At 56.8% G+C, this 14402-nt stretch carries 16 protein-coding genes; 10 read left to right on the plus strand and 6 right to left on the minus strand.

All coding sequences use genetic code 11. From position 1 onward, the window contains the following. Position 1 precedes the first annotated feature (1 nt). Entirely contained in the window at positions 2-187 is a 186-nt protein-coding gene (locus AC6I79_RS08965) for a YoaH family protein (RefSeq protein ID WP_058774597.1), read from the plus strand. Between the two features lie 13 nt (positions 188-200). Here the strand turns inward: AC6I79_RS08965 and AC6I79_RS08970 are convergent, their stop codons facing one another. Beyond that, entirely contained in the window at positions 201-545 is a 345-nt protein-coding gene (locus tag AC6I79_RS08970) for a RidA family protein (RefSeq protein ID WP_058757734.1), read from the minus strand. 125 nt (positions 546-670) lie between these two features. On the opposite strand from AC6I79_RS08970, the gene yoaA reads away from it, so the two are divergent. From yoaA to rnd, 5 genes are all read left to right on the plus strand, one after another. Further along, positions 671-2581 carry a DNA repair helicase YoaA gene (yoaA, locus tag AC6I79_RS08975; RefSeq protein WP_058771245.1) on the plus strand — a complete coding sequence of 637 codons (1911 nt, stop codon included), beginning with the start codon at positions 671-673 and terminating at the stop codon, positions 2579-2581. A 52-nt stretch (positions 2582-2633) separates the two neighbouring features. Continuing rightward, a complete protein-coding gene (gene tsaB / locus AC6I79_RS08980) occupies positions 2634-3335 on the plus strand; it encodes a tRNA (adenosine(37)-N6)-threonylcarbamoyltransferase complex dimerization subunit type 1 TsaB (protein WP_059009719.1) in 702 nt (233 codons plus the stop codon). A gap of 60 nt (positions 3336-3395) precedes the next feature. Next, on the plus strand, positions 3396-3989 hold the full coding sequence (locus AC6I79_RS08985) for a Slp family lipoprotein (RefSeq protein WP_010616392.1): 594 nt from the start codon (positions 3396-3398) through the stop codon (positions 3987-3989). Between the two features lie 208 nt (positions 3990-4197). Then, positions 4198-5871, plus strand: coding sequence for a long-chain-fatty-acid--CoA ligase FadD (gene fadD, locus AC6I79_RS08990; protein ID WP_153001953.1), 1674 nt, complete (start codon positions 4198-4200; stop codon positions 5869-5871). A gap of 105 nt (positions 5872-5976) precedes the next feature. Continuing rightward, on the plus strand, positions 5977-7098 hold the full coding sequence (rnd, locus tag AC6I79_RS08995; protein WP_104093241.1) for a ribonuclease D: 1122 nt from the start codon (positions 5977-5979) through the stop codon (positions 7096-7098). 55 nt (positions 7099-7153) lie between these two features. Here the strand turns inward: rnd and minE are convergent, their stop codons facing one another. Genes minE through minC form a run of 3 tightly spaced genes read right to left on the minus strand, consistent with a single transcriptional unit; the run spans position 7154 to position 8980 of the window. Next, the gene (minE, locus tag AC6I79_RS09000) at positions 7154-7423 is read right to left on the minus strand and encodes a cell division topological specificity factor MinE (RefSeq protein WP_010616394.1); all 270 of its coding nucleotides are present in this window, start codon (positions 7421-7423) and stop codon (positions 7154-7156) included. Positions 7424-7426: 3 nt separating this feature from the next. After that, on the minus strand, positions 7427-8239 hold the full coding sequence (minD, locus tag AC6I79_RS09005; RefSeq protein ID WP_021510042.1) for a septum site-determining protein MinD: 813 nt from the start codon (positions 8237-8239) through the stop codon (positions 7427-7429). Between the two features lie 33 nt (positions 8240-8272). Next, positions 8273-8980, minus strand: coding sequence for a septum site-determining protein MinC (minC, locus tag AC6I79_RS09010; protein ID WP_021510043.1), 708 nt, complete (start codon positions 8978-8980; stop codon positions 8273-8275). A gap of 153 nt (positions 8981-9133) precedes the next feature. Between minC and AC6I79_RS09015 the strand changes: the two genes are divergently transcribed. The 3 genes from AC6I79_RS09015 (at position 9134) to ycgN (ending at position 10851) form a co-directional block, all read left to right on the plus strand. Further along, positions 9134-9409, plus strand: coding sequence for a YcgL domain-containing protein (locus AC6I79_RS09015; RefSeq protein ID WP_021510044.1), 276 nt, complete (start codon positions 9134-9136; stop codon positions 9407-9409). A 270-nt stretch (positions 9410-9679) separates the two neighbouring features. After that, on the plus strand, positions 9680-10339 hold the full coding sequence (locus tag AC6I79_RS09020) for a fumarylacetoacetate hydrolase family protein (RefSeq protein WP_021510045.1): 660 nt from the start codon (positions 9680-9682) through the stop codon (positions 10337-10339). A 65-nt stretch (positions 10340-10404) separates the two neighbouring features. Then, complete coding sequence (ycgN, locus tag AC6I79_RS09025; RefSeq protein WP_021510046.1) at positions 10405-10851, plus strand: cysteine cluster protein YcgN; 447 nt, start codon at positions 10405-10407, stop codon at positions 10849-10851. A gap of 57 nt (positions 10852-10908) precedes the next feature. Here ycgN and dsbB read toward each other — a convergent pair whose 3' ends face one another. Next, the gene (dsbB, locus tag AC6I79_RS09030) at positions 10909-11439 is read right to left on the minus strand and encodes a disulfide bond formation protein DsbB (protein WP_040679952.1); all 531 of its coding nucleotides are present in this window, start codon (positions 11437-11439) and stop codon (positions 10909-10911) included. Between the two features lie 309 nt (positions 11440-11748). On the opposite strand from dsbB, the gene fadR reads away from it, so the two are divergent. Continuing rightward, positions 11749-12468 (plus strand): fatty acid metabolism transcriptional regulator FadR, encoded by a 720-nt coding sequence (fadR, locus tag AC6I79_RS09035; RefSeq protein ID WP_058757728.1) that lies wholly within the window; start codon positions 11749-11751, stop codon positions 12466-12468. 324 nt (positions 12469-12792) lie between these two features. Here the strand turns inward: fadR and AC6I79_RS09040 are convergent, their stop codons facing one another. Then, positions 12793-14328: a SpoVR family protein gene (locus tag AC6I79_RS09040; protein ID WP_159378113.1), complete on the minus strand. Its 1536-nt coding sequence runs from the start codon at positions 14326-14328 to the stop codon at positions 12793-12795. Positions 14329-14402 lie beyond the last annotated feature (74 nt).

The raw sequence follows: 14402 nt of genomic DNA on the forward strand, positions 1-14402 counted from the left end.
CATGTTTTCAGGTCTTCCGGCTTTATCGCACGAACAACAGCAGCAGGCAGTGGAACGTATTCAGGAACTGATGGCCGGCGGCATGTCCAGCGGGCAGGCGATTGCGCAGGTGGCGCAGGAAATTCGCCAGAGCCATCAGGGCGAAGCGATTCGGGCGCGCTTCGAAGAGGACGAAGACGACGAATAGCGCCCGGCGAGCGTTATAGCGCGGCGATGATTTTGATTTCCACTTTATAGCGCGGATTCATCAGGCCGGCCTGCACCGTGCAGCGTACCGGCGCATTACCCGGCGAGACCCACGCATCCCAGGCGCGGTTCATCGCGGCAAAGTCCTCTTTGTCTACCAGGAAAATGGTGGCGTCGAGAATTTTGCTTTTATCCGAACCCACGCGCGTCAGGATGCGGTCAATCACCGCCAGCGCGTTGGCGGTCTGCGCTTCCGCATCGTCATCCAGATTCTCCGGCACGCTGGTGTAATACACGGTCTGGTCATGTACAACCGCTTCGGACATGCGGTGCTCGGCATCAATACGCGTAATGGTCATACTGTTCTCCTTTATTTTTGCTGCGTTAGCCTGCCATATCCCATGGCCGGCTGTCATCTGTTGTGGTCGCCTGCGGTGAATCCTGACATAATTACAGTAGTTTTAAGAGCAATCGGTGAGGATGTGTGGCAGACGATTTTGCAGCGGATGGCGCGTTAGCGCAGGCGATTCCCGGCTTTAAGCCGCGCGCGGCACAGCGCGAAATGGCGCAGGCAGTGAGCGAAGCGGTGCAGCAGGCGGGCGAGCTGGTGGTCGAGGCCGGCACCGGCACCGGTAAAACTTATGCTTATCTGGCACCGGCGTTGCGGGCGAAGAAAAAAGTCATCGTGTCGACCGGTTCCAAAGCGTTGCAGGATCAGCTCTACAACCGCGATCTGCCGACCATTGCCCGCGCCCTGGCGTTCAGCGGCAAAACCGCGCTGCTGAAAGGGCGCTCCAACTATCTATGCCTGGAACGGCTGGAGCAGCAAAATCAGACCGGCGGCGATCTCAGCGTGCAGGCGCTCGGTGATTTGATTAACGTGCGCAGCTGGTCATCGGAGACCGTTGATGGCGACGTCAGCAGCTGCGCCGGCGTCGCGGAAGACAGCCCGATCTGGCCTTACGTTACCAGCACCAACGATAACTGCCTCGGCAGCGATTGCCCGCTGTATAAAGATTGCTTCGTGGTGAAGGCGCGCAAAAAAGCGATGGATGCGGATGTGGTGGTGGTGAACCATCACCTGTTTCTCGCTGACCTGGTGGTCAAAGAGGGGGGATTTGGCGAGCTGATCCCGGAAGCCGACGTGATGATCTTCGATGAAGCGCACCAGCTGCCGGATATAGCCAGCCAGTATTTTGGCCAGCAGCTGTCGAGCCGGCAACTGCAGGATCTCGCCAAAGACATTATCCTTGCCTACCGCACCGAGGTGCGCGATGTGCAGCAGCTGCAGAAATCCGCCGACCGGCTGGCGCAGTGCGCACAGGATTTCCGCCTGACGCTGGGCGAGCCCGGTTTTCGCGGCAATCTGCGTGACCTGCTGAGCGACAACAACATCATGCGCATGTTTACGCTGCTGGATGATGCGCTCGAGCTGTGTTACGACGTGATTAAGCTGTCGCTGGGCCGTTCCGCGCTGCTGGACGCTGCCTTCGAGCGTGCCGCGCTGTATCGCACCCGGCTCAAGCGTTTACGTGCGATTGATGAACCGGGCTTTAGCTACTGGTACGAATGCAGCAGCCGGCACTTTACGCTGGCGCTGACGCCGCTGTCGGTTGCGGAGCGCTTCCGCGAAGTGATGGACGGACGCAAAGCGGCGTGGGTATTTACCTCGGCGACGCTGGCGGTCAACGAACAGATGAGCCACTTCGCCAGCCGGCTCGGCGTGGATAATGCCCGCACCCTGATCCTCGAAAGTCCGTTTGATTATGCGCAGCAGGCCTTGCTGTGCGTGCCGCGCAACATGCCGGAACCCAACTATCCCGGCGGTGCGCGTCAGCTGGCACGCATGATGAAACCGCTGATTGAAGCCAACAAAGGGCGCTGTTTCTTCCTGTGCACCTCGCACAAAATGATGCGTGAGCTGGCGGCGGAGTTCCGCGCCTCCATGACCTTACCGGTGCTGTTGCAGGGCGAAACCAGCAAAGGCCAGCTGCTCAAACAGTTTCTTGACGCCGGCAATGCACTGCTAGTGGCCACCAGCAGCTTCTGGGAAGGCGTTGACGTGCGCGGTGATGCGCTGTCGCTGGTGATCATCGACAAGCTGCCGTTTACCTCGCCGGAAGATCCGCTGCTGAAGGCGCGCATGGAGGATTGCCGTCTGCGCGGCGGCGATCCGTTCAACGATGTGCAGCTGCCGGACGCGGTGATCACCCTCAAGCAGGGCGTGGGCCGTCTGATTCGCGATACCGACGATCGCGGCGTGCTGGTGATTTGTGACCAGCGGCTGGTGTCGCGTCCGTATGGCGGTCTGTTCCTTAATAGCCTGCCGCCGACACCACGCACCCGCGATTTACAGCGTGCGATTGACTTTGTGCGTCCGCCAGAGCAGCACTAATTTGTGCCAGGCTGTGGTAAGATGCGCGCCATTTTGATTCTCTGAGGTTGTTATGCCCGCCCGAATTTTAGCCCTGGACACCGCGACAGAAGCCTGTTCTGCCGCGCTGCTGAATCAGCAGCAGATCGATGCCCGCTTCGAAATCGCGCCCCGCGATCATACTCAACGTATTCTGCCGCTGGTGCAGGAATTGCTGCAGGCGCAGTCGCTGGCGCTGAGCGCGCTGGACGCGCTGGCGTTTGGCCGCGGGCCCGGCAGTTTTACCGGCGTGCGCATCGGCATTGGCATCGCGCAGGGCCTGGCGCTGGGCGCAAATTTGCCGATGATTGGCGTATCCTCGCTGGCCACCATGGCGCAGGGCGCCTGGCGTTTGACCGGGGCAACGCGCGTGCTGGCGGCGATTGATGCGCGCATGGGTGAAGTCTACTGGGCAGAATATCAGCGTGATCAGCAGGGCGAGTGGCAGGGCGCTGAGAGCGAAGCCGTACTCAAGCCGGAAGCGGCACAGGCGCGCATCGCGCAGCTTAGCGGCGAGTGGGCCACCGTCGGCACCGGCTGGCAGGCTTATCCGCAGCTGCTGGCTGGCACGACCGGGGCACAACTGCTGACCACCACGGTCACGCTGCCTGCCGCAGAAGATATGCTGCCGCTGGCGCTCAGCGCCTGGCAGCGCGGCGATAGCGTGGCGGTGGAAAATGCTGAGCCGGTTTATCTGCGCAATGAAGTGGCATGGAAAAAATTGCCGGGACGCTAGGCGCCCACGCAACTTATTTTTGCGCCTTCAGTCTAACGGAGAAATAACAGGAGAAGTGCTATGCCAATTAGTCGTAAAGGGATGTCTGGCGCTCTGTTAGCCTGTGCGCTGTTGCTCAGCGGCTGCGTGTCGGTGCCGGATGCCATTAAAGGGAGTTCTCAGCTTCCACAGCAGGATTTATTACGCGTGATGAATGCGCCGCAGCTGTATGTCGGCCAGGAGTCGCGCTTCGGCGGCAAAGTCGTGAAGGTGACCAACCTTAACGGCCTGACCCGGCTGGAAATTGCCACTCAGCCGCTGGATGACAGCGCGCGACCGCGCCTCGGTGCTGCGTCAATTGGCCGCATTTATGCTGACATTCATGGTTTTGTTGATCCGATCGACGTCAATAATCAGTACGTCACGGTGCTGGGCAATATCAAAGGCACCGAGAAAGGGGAAATTGGCAAAGCCAGTTACAACTTTGTGGTGATTGATGTGCGCGGTTATCAGCGCTGGCATCTGACTCAGCAGGTGATGACGCCGCCGCAACCGATCGATCCGTGGATTTGGTACGGGCCGACGCGTCGCCATCCCGGCTATTGGGGGCCTAACCCCTACTGGGGCATGAATACCGGCGGTCCGGCGCAGGTCGAGACCATTCTTACCGAATAGCGCTAAACAGGTTTTTTTACGGCCCGGTCGCGGTGCTCGCGAACGGGCCTTTTTATTGGGCGCGCAACCGATGCGCGAAATTTAGTGATGCGCCTCGCAACCTGAAAATGCCGGAACAGGCAAACTGGTACAATCAGTTAAAATATTGTTAACAACACTGATTGCAGAGGCGGCGATGGCTACGCAACAAGAATATCGGGGTGAATCTTTGAACAAGGTTTGGCTGAAACGCTATCCGCCAGATGTACCAGCGGAAATTAACGCAGACCGTTATCCCTCTTTGGTCGATCTTTTCGAACACGCAGCGCAACGTTATGCCGATCAGGTGGCTTTCATTAACATGGGCCAGCCAATGACTTACCGCCAGCTGGAGCAGCAGAGCCGTGCTTTTGCGGCCTGGCTGCAACAGGGATTAGGCTTGCAGCAGGGCGATCGCGTCGCGCTGATGATGCCGAATCTGCTGCAGTATCCGGTGGCGCTGTTTGGCGTCCTGCGTGCCGGTATGGTGGTGGTGAATGTTAACCCGTTGTACACGCCGCGTGAGCTGAAGCACCAGCTTAACGACAGCGGTGCCAGTGCGATTGTCATTGTCTCCAATTTCGCCCATACGCTGGAAAAAGTGGTCGCGGAGACCCCGGTTAAGCACGTGATGCTGACGCGCATGGGCGATCAGCTGGCGCCGGTGAAAGCCACGCTGGTGAACTTCGTCGTTAAATACGTGAAAAAGCTGGTACCGAAATACCATCTGCCAGGAGCGGTACCGTTCCGTCATGCGCTGCAGCAGGGCGAGCAGATGAGCTATCATCGTCCTGTGATCAGCAATCAGGATCTGGCATTTCTGCAGTACACCGGTGGCACTACCGGCGTGGCGAAAGGCGCCATGCTGACCCACGGCAACATGCAGGCTAATCTGGAGCAGACCAAAGCCACCTACGGTAAACTGCTGCGCGCCGGTCAGGAGCAGGTGGTAACCGCGCTGCCGCTTTATCACATCTTTGCCCTGACGGTGAACTGTCTGCTATTCCTCGACCTAGGCGGCACCAACCTGCTGATTACCAACCCGCGTGATATTCCCGGCTTCGTTAAAGAGCTGAGCAAATTTCCCTTTACCGCCATCACCGGTGTTAATACGTTGTTCAACGCCCTGCTGAACGATGCCAATTTTAACCAGCTGGACTTCTCCACGCTGCGTCTGTCTGCCGGCGGCGGTATGGCGGTGCAGAAAGCGGTGGCCGAGCGCTGGGAGAAACTCACCGGGCACTATCTGCTGGAGGGCTACGGACTCACCGAATGCTCACCGCTGGTGTCGGTTAATCCGTATGATATTACCTGCCACACCGGCAGCATCGGTTTGCCGGTTCCGTCCACCGACGTGCGTATTGTCGATGATGAAGACCGCGACGTACCGCCGGGCGAACCGGGTGAACTGTGCATTCGCGGGCCGCAGGTAATGGTTGGCTACTGGCAGCGGCCGGATGCCAGCGAGGAAGTGCTAAAAAATGGCTGGCTGCACACCGGTGATATTGTTACCGTGGACGCTGAAGGGTTTATCCGCATCGTCGATCGTAAAAAAGACATGATTCTGGTGTCCGGCTTTAACGTGTATCCTAACGAAATCGAAGATGTGCTGATGCAGCACGCCAAGGTGCGCGAAGCGGCGGCGATTGGCGTGCCGAGCGATCTCTCCGGCGAAGCGGTAAAAGTGTGCATCGTAAAAAAAGATCCGTCGCTAACGAAAGAGGAAGTGCTGGATCATTGTCGCCGTCAGCTCACCGGCTATAAAGTGCCGAAGATTATCGAGTTTCGTGATGAGCTGCCGAAGACCAACGTCGGTAAAATTTTACGTCGCGAATTGCGCGACGAGGCGAAGCGCGAAGCGTAGTACTGGCTTCCGCTGAATGCTCAGGTTAACGCCGGCACCGTCCGGCGTTTTTATTGCTTTTAACATGGAGCGCTGTGCGAGGTTTGCCGCAGCGAGAAAGACAACGTGAATTACACCCTGATCGACCATAATGACCAGCTGGCCGCCGTATGCCAGCAGGCCCGTCAGCATCGCGCCGTGGCGCTGGATACCGAATTCGTGCGCACCCGCACGTACTATCCGCAGCTTGGCCTGATCCAGCTCTTCGATGGCGAGCAACTGGTTCTGATCGATCCGTTAACCATCAGCGACTGGGCACCGTTTATTGCGCTGCTGCAGGATCGTCAGCTGACCAAGTTCCTGCACGCCGGCGGGGAAGACCTCGAAGTCTTCCTGCATCGTTTCGGCTGTCTGCCGGAGCCGATGATCGATACGCAGATTCTGGCCGCTTTCGCCGGGCAGCCGCTGTCGTGGGGCTTTGCCGCGATGGTCAATCATTTCAACCAGATTGAGCTGGATAAGAGCGAAGCGCGCACCGACTGGCTGGCGCGTCCGCTTACTGAGCGGCAGTGCCAGTACGCTGCGGCCGATGTGGCTTATCTGTTGCCGATCGCCCATCAGCTGGTGGCGCAAACCGAAGCGGCAGGCAACATGGCGGCGGCGCTGAGTGAATGCGCCACGCTGTGTCAGCGCCGTCTTGACGTGCTGCAGCCGGAAGAGGCGTGGCGCGATATCACCAACGCGTGGCAGCTGCGTCCGCGCCAGCTGGCGGTGCTGCAGCGTCTGGCCGCGTGGCGTCTCAACCTCGCCCGGCAGAAAGACATGGCGGTGAATTTTGTGGTGCGCGAAGAGAACCTGTGGAAAGTCGCGCGCTTTATGCCTGGTAGCCTTGGCGAGCTGGATCATCTCGGCCTGAACGGTCACGAAATCCGCTTCCACGGTAAGGCGCTGGTGGCAATGGTGGCAGAGGCGCAGGCGCTGGATGAGGCCACGTTACCGCCGCCGTTGCCTAATCTGATTGACCACGCGCATTACAAGCAGGCGTTCAAGGCGATTAAAGCGCTGGTACAGCAGGTGAGTGAGCAGACCGGTTACAGTCAGGAGCTGTTAGCATCACGGCGCCAAATTAACCAGGTGCTGAGCGTGCACTGGGGACTGAAGAGCGCCACGCGTCCGCCGGAACTGCTGGCAGGCTGGCGGGGTGAGGTGTTGAAAGCCGGTATCGACGAGATTTTACACACGCTGTAAGCGGAACGTTTTCCCCTGCGCAACCACGCAGGGGAAAATCAGGAACCCGCTACAATCATTTAGGAACGTCTTCCGTCTCCGGCAGCGTCACGTTGAGCTCGAGGATAGAGATGTCATCCCCTTTCTGATCCAGCTGCACCGTGACCATGTCCGGGTCAATTTTCACGTATTTACAGATCACTTCCAGGATATCGCGCTTCAGCTGCGGCAGATAGTGGGGCTCACTGTCGCCCCTTCTGCGTTCGGCCACGATAATCTGCAGCCTCTCCTTGGCTATGTTGGCTGTGTTCTTCTTACGGGATAAAAAGAAATCAAGTAATGCCATTGGTTATCCCCCGAACAGGCGTTTCAGGAAACCCTTCTTCTCTTCTTCAATAAAGCGGAAGGGGCGTTCTTCGCCAAGCAGGCGATCTACGGTATCAGCGTAAGCTTTACCGGCGTCAGAGTTTGCATCGAGGATCACGGGCTCACCCTGGTTAGACGCGCGCAGCACCGACTGATCTTCCGGAATCACGCCGACCAGAGGAATGCGCAGGATTTCCAGCACGTCTTCCATGCTCAGCATGTCGCCACGCGTTACGCGTCCCGGGTTATAGCGGGTCAGTAACAGGTGCTCTTTTACCGGCTCTTCGCTGTTTTCAGCGCGACGTGATTTCGACGAGATGATGCCGAGAATACGGTCTGAGTCACGCACGGAAGAGACTTCCGGGTTGGTGGTAATGATCGCTTCATCCGCGAAGTACAGCGCCATCAGCGCACCGGTTTCGATACCGGCCGGCGAGTCGCAGACGATAAAATCGAAGTCCATTGCCGCCAGGTCGTTCAGCACTTTTTCCACGCCTTCGCGGGTCAGGGCATCTTTATCACGGGTTTGTGACGCGGGCAGAATATAAAGCTGCTCGGTGCGCTTGTCGCGAATCAGTGCCTGATTCAGCGTCGCATCGCCCTGAATAACGTTGACAAAGTCATACACCACGCGGCGTTCACAGCCCATGATCAGATCGAGGTTACGCAGACCGATATCGAAATCGATCACCACGGTTTTTTTGCCTTTCTGCGCTAACCCTGTGGCGATGGCCGCGCTTGACGTGGTCTTGCCAACGCCCCCTTTACCCGATGTAACTACAATGATGCGTGCCATAAATGTTGATTTCCTTAACGAAAGAAAAGGGGCCTAATTAAGTGTCTGGATGGTGAGCGCGCCCTCTTTAAGGCACAGGCGCGCAGCTTTACCAAAGAATTCCGCCGGGATCTGGTCCATGATCCAGTATTCGCCGGCAATGGAGACCAACTCTGCTGACAGGTTGGTGCAAAAAATCTGGCAGTCGCGATCGCCGCTGGCACCGGCCAGCGCGCGGCCGCGCATCATGCCGTAAATATGAATGTTGCCGTCTGCCACCAGTTCGGCACCGGCGCTGACGCTGCTGGTGACGATCAAATCGGCGTTGCGCGCGTAAATCTGCTGACCGGAACGCACTGGCGTATTGATGATACGCGTTTTGCTGGCCGGTTCGCTGACCGGCGGCGCGACCGCTTCCGGCTCCGGCGCGGGCGCATCAGCGCGTTTGCGGTTCTCTTTACCCTCTGACAGCACCGGCAGGCCAGCGCGGGCAATCATCTTTTTCAGGGCTTCATCTTTACAGCCGCTCACGCCCACAATGCGTAAGCCGGTGGCACTGACGGCCTGCTGCATCTGCTTCCAGTTGATGTCACCGTTCAGGGCTGACACGTTCAGCACCACCGGCGCGTTGTGCAGAAAAGCCGGGGCCTGGTCGATCTTGTCCTGCAGCGCCTGACGAATCACCTCGGGTTGCGAATGGTGCAGATGAACAACTGACAGGGTAAAACTGCTGCCCTTGAATTCGATTGGCGATTGCGACATCTGTCCTGACTCAGTCCTGTTTTACGACCCTGAAGTAAACGCCGATAAAATCGTCATTAACACCCGCGGGTCAATATTCGAAGTTCTGCAAGCATGTTATAGTTACTGCTATATTCAGGCAAGTGACGCCCTTAGTTAATTCGAGTAAAAAATATGTTTTGTGTGATCTATAGAAGCCCGCAACGCGACCAGACTTATCTGTATGTAGAAAAAAAAGACGATTTTTCGCGCGTCCCGGAAGAACTGCTGCGCGGCTTTGGTAAACCGCAGCTGGCGATGGTGCTGTCCCTCGACCAGCGCGACAGGCTGGCCAACGCTGACATCAATAAAGTGAAGCAGGGTTTAAGCGAACAAGGTTATTATTTGCAGATCCCACCACCGGTAGAAAGTCTGCTCAACATTCATCTTGAACAGGGTAAAAAAGTTTAATTCAGATTCATCTGTAAAAATATATCCTGTAAATATAATCAGTGCTTCGGCATTAATTTAATTGCTCACCTTAACCCATTATTGTGGGCAATAATCGTTGTCTAAAGCGGCGGACCTGATGAACAGGGGAACGGCTTTTGCCGCTTTCCGTCACGTGCGCCGCGATAAACCCGCTAATATAGTGCTCAGCAGCCTGCCACGTTCCGGCGGCTGATGAGACATCTTCGCCAGCGCGGCTGGCACCAAACACAACTCAAGCAGGGGATTAGCATGTATCAGCATCGTAACTGGCAGGGCGCGCTGTTGGATTATCCGGTCAGCAAAGTGGTGTGCGTCGGCAGCAACTATGCAAAGCATATTAAAGAGATGGGCAGCGCCACCCCGAGTGAGCCGGTGGTGTTTATCAAACCGGAAACCGCGGTGTGCGATTTGCGGCAGCCACTGTCGATCCCGGCCAGCTTTGGCGAGGTGCATCATGAAGTGGAGCTGGCAGTGCTGATTGGCGCTACCCTGAAGCAGGCCAGTGAAGAGCACGTGGCGAAAGCGATCGCCGGTTATGGCGTCGCGCTGGATTTAACGCTGCGCGATCTGCAGGCCGGGTTTAAGAAAGCCGGTCAGCCATGGGAGCGCGCCAAGAGTTTCGATAACTCCTGTCCGCTGTCCGGGTTTATTCCGGCGGCTGAATTCAGCGTCGATCCGCAGGACGCCGAACTGAAGCTTGTGATCAACGGCGAGGTGCGTCAGCATGGCACCACGGCAGACATGATCCACAAAATTCTGCCGCTGATTGCTTACATGAGCCAGTACTTCACGCTGCGCGCCGGTGACGTGGTGCTGACCGGTACGCCTGAAGGCGTGGGCCCGCTGCGCTCCGGCGATAAGCTGGAAGTGTCGCTGGCCGGTCACGGTATCAGCACCCGCGTACTGTAATACTTGCATCACCGCACCTGAAGCTTTATAAGGTGCGGTCTTGTTGCTCAACCCGGACCGCTATCATGACCGATCAACCTTTCTGGCAGACCAAACGCCTGGACCAAATGAACGACGCAGAGTGGGAATCGCTGTGCGACGGCTGTGGACAGTGCTGTCTGAATAAGTTGCAGGATGCGGATACCGATGAGATTTACTTCACCAACGTCGCCTGCAATCAGCTCAACATCAAGACCTGTCAGTGCCGCAATTATGAGCGTCGCTTCGAGTACGAAGAAGATTGCATCAAGCTGACGCGCGAGAATCTCACGACCTTTAACTGGCTGCCGCGCACCTGCGCTTACCGGCTGTTAGGGGAGGGCAAAACGCTGCCGGCGTGGCACCCGCTGATTGCCGGGTCGAAGAAGGCGATGCATGCTCAGCGTATTTCGGTGCGATACATCGCGGTGCGCGAGAGTGAAGTGCGCGACTGGGAAGAACACATTATTGACCGGCCGGATCGGAACGGCTGATAACGCAACAGGCAGCCGCGGCTGCCTGTTTTGTCTGAGACTTAGTTTGACTGGTATTCAGCGACCAAACAGATCGCGACGTTTTGCTTTGAACGGTTGCGCAATCAATACCAGAATGCCCACCAGCAGATAAGCGGCAAAAATCACGATCATCCACTGCGGCATGCTCCAGGTCAGGAAAGTCCATCCGCGTTCGGCGCAGTCACCGCTGGCGACAAATACCGCCGGCAGCCATTTATCCAGCGGCAGCCAGCTCGGGAAGCGAGCAGCAAAATCGCAGGTCACAAACGGGTTGGGATGCAACTGAATCATGGTGTGCTCATAAGAGAGGCGTACCCCTTCATAAGCGCTGTAGAGCCAGATGGCGATGGCCGCCCAGCGCAGCGGCGTTTTAGGCGCAATTGCACCCACCAGGCCGGCGCCCATGACGCCAAACAGCGCACAACGCTCATAGATACACATTACGCAGGGTTGCAGTCCCATCACGTGCTGAAAGAACAGCGCAACCAGTTCAAAAACCAGGGCGGTCAGGGCCATTAATAACCAGGCACCGCGTCCGCGTGAGCATTGATTCAAGTATCGCAACATATTGCTTTTCCCGTAGCCGTTAATGCATCGCAGTGTAAACCAAAAGCGTACCCGTGCCAGCCAGGCAGGCGGAAAAAATCATGTATAAAAATGACTTATCCCTGATCCACGCCAAAAAATCGTGGCTTTTAGCACACGGCATCAAAAGCGCCCACGCAAGCGCAGCGTAACCCACGGCTTATTTCGCTGCGCAGCTGCTGAATTTTGCGCCAGCGCGCGCTTTTAATCCGCTGGCAGGCTATTTCCGCTATGACCCCTCTGGTATGATGAGTGCCATTACGACAAAGAAAGCAACGAGAAATAAATGCTATGGTGATTAAGGCACAGAGCCCTGCAGGATTCGCTGAAGAGTACATAATTGAAAGCATCTGGAACAGCCGTTTTCCGCCGGGATCGATTCTTCCTGCTGAACGTGAGCTTTCTGAACTGATCGGCGTGACCCGCACCACTCTGCGTGAAGTGCTGCAGCGGCTGGCTCGTGATGGCTGGCTGACCATTCAGCATGGTAAACCCACCCGCGTCAATGATTTCTGGGAAACGTCTGGTCTTAATATCCTCGAAACGCTCGCCCGTCTTGACCACGACAGTGTGCCGCAGTTAATTGATAACCTGCTGTCAGTGCGCACCAATATCGCGTCGATATTTATCAGTCGCGCGCTGCGCCATCATCCGGATAAGGCGCGTGAAGTGCTGGAGAGTGCGCTGAGCGAGGAAGATCAGGCTGAAGCCTATACCGAGCTGGATTACCGCGTGTTTCGCGGCCTGGCCTTTGCTTCCGGCAACCCGATTTACGGCCTGATTCTCAACGGTCTGAAAGGGCTGTACACCCGCGTTGGCCGCCATTACTTCTCAAATCCGGAAGCGCGTGAACTGGCGCGTAACTTTTATCGTCAGCTGGCGGATCTGTGTGGCAAACAGCCGACGCAGGATCAGATCGTCGACAGCGTGCGTAACTACGGCCGCCGCAGCGGTGAAATCTGGCACAGTATGCAGAAAAGCATGCCGGATGATTTGAGCAGTAAGCGTTAACAGCGTACAAACGTTTTGCGGGTTCCTGTCCCGGACAGCCAGTATCCGCTGCTGCCGGGCTGCTCCTCGCGCCGCTTTCGCGGTACCTTCGGCGTTCACGTTGCGCCTGACGTACCGGCCGGTATCGGTCTTCCTGACCGGCCCGGCCTGATTCCCGCCTCCCCGCGGGAATCTCCTGGCGCAACGTAAAAGCCTCAGCGCTGCGAATAGCCCGCCGCATCAGCGGATACTGACTGTCTGTGAAGTTGGTGCAGGATTATCTGTGAGATTAGGGGCCTACCAGGCAGGAAGATACATGCTCGTCCCTGAGCATGGAGATTTTGTTTAAAGCGTCGGTCCGCGCGCCGGGCAGCGATCCAGCAGCTCCACGCTGCCATCTTCGTTCTGCTGTTCCAGATTGACATCAAAACCCCACAGCCGGTGCACATGCTTCAGCACATCACGACGGCTCTTATCGAGCGGGGCGCGCTGCTGCGGCACATAGCGTAGCGTCAGCGAACGGTCACCGCGCAGGTCAACGTTATACACCTGAATATTCGGCTCCAGATTGCTCAGATTGTACTGCGCTGACAGCTGCTGACGAATCGCGCGATATCCCGCCTCATCATGAATGGCGGCAATCTCAAGATAATTATTGCGATCGTCGTCCATCACCGTAAACAGACGGAAATCCCGCATCACTTTCGGCGACAGGAACTGGCTGATGAAGCTCTCGTCTTTAAATTCGCGCATGGCGAAATGCAGCGTCTTCAGCCAGTCGGAGCCGGCGATGTCCGGGAACCAGTAGCGATCTTCTTCGGTTGGCGACTGACAGATACGCTTGATGTCCTGGAACATGGCAAAGCCCAGCGCATATGGGTTGATACCGTTATACCACTGGCTGTTATACGGCGGCTGATACACCACGTTGGTATGACTGTGCAGGAACTCCATCATAAAGCGTTCCGACACTTTGCCCTCATCGTACAGGTGATTCAGGATGGTGTAGTGCCAGAAGGTCGCCCAGCCTTCATTCATCACCTGGGTCTGTTTCTGCGGGTAAAAATACTGGCTGACTTTACGCACAATGCGCAGCACTTCACGCTGCCACGACTCCAGCAGTGGCGCGTTCTTTTCCATAAAGTACAGCAGGTTTTCCTGCGGCTCAGAGGGATAGCGCGCCGCCTCTACCTGAGTAAACTCTTTCTCTTTGCGTGGCAGGGTGCGCCACAGCGTATTGACCTGGCTCTGCAGATACTCTTCCCGGCTTTTCTGCCGCGCTTTCTCTTCCTGCAGCGAAATCTTTTGCGGGCGTTTATAGCGATCGACGCCATAGTTCATCAGCGCATGACAGGAGTCCAGCAGCCGCTCGACCTCTTCCACGCCATAACGCTCTTCGCAATCAGAGATGTAGTTACGCGCGAACAGCAGGTAATCGACAATCGAGCTGGCATCGGTCCAGCTGCGGAACAGGTAGTTGTTTTTAAAGAAAGAGTTGTGACCATAGCAGGCGTGCGCCATCACCAGCGCCTGCATGGTCATGGTGTTCTCTTCCATCAGATAAGCGATACAGGGATTCGAGTTAATGACGATTTCATACGCCAGTCCCTGCTGACCGTGTTTGTAGCGCTGCTCGGTTTCGATGAACTTCTTGCCGAACGACCAGTGGGCATAATTGATGGGCATCCCCACGCTGGAGTACGCATCCATCATCTGCTCGGAGGTGATCACTTCAATTTGGTGCGGGTAGGTATCGAGCCCATAGCTTTTGGCCACGCGGTCGATCTCCGCCAGGTAGACATCAAGCAGCTCAAAGGTCCAGTCGGGACCGTCACTGAGTCGTTTGCTGTTGCGGGTTGGCTCGTCAAACATTGTCGTCATAGCGCACCTCTGTTTTGCAAGCGGCAGGCAACAGAGTGTCACCTGTCACGATCGTTTAAGGCTTCATCCTGAGA

This window comes from gamma proteobacterium symbiont of Scutellera amethystina (genome assembly GCF_059730845.1).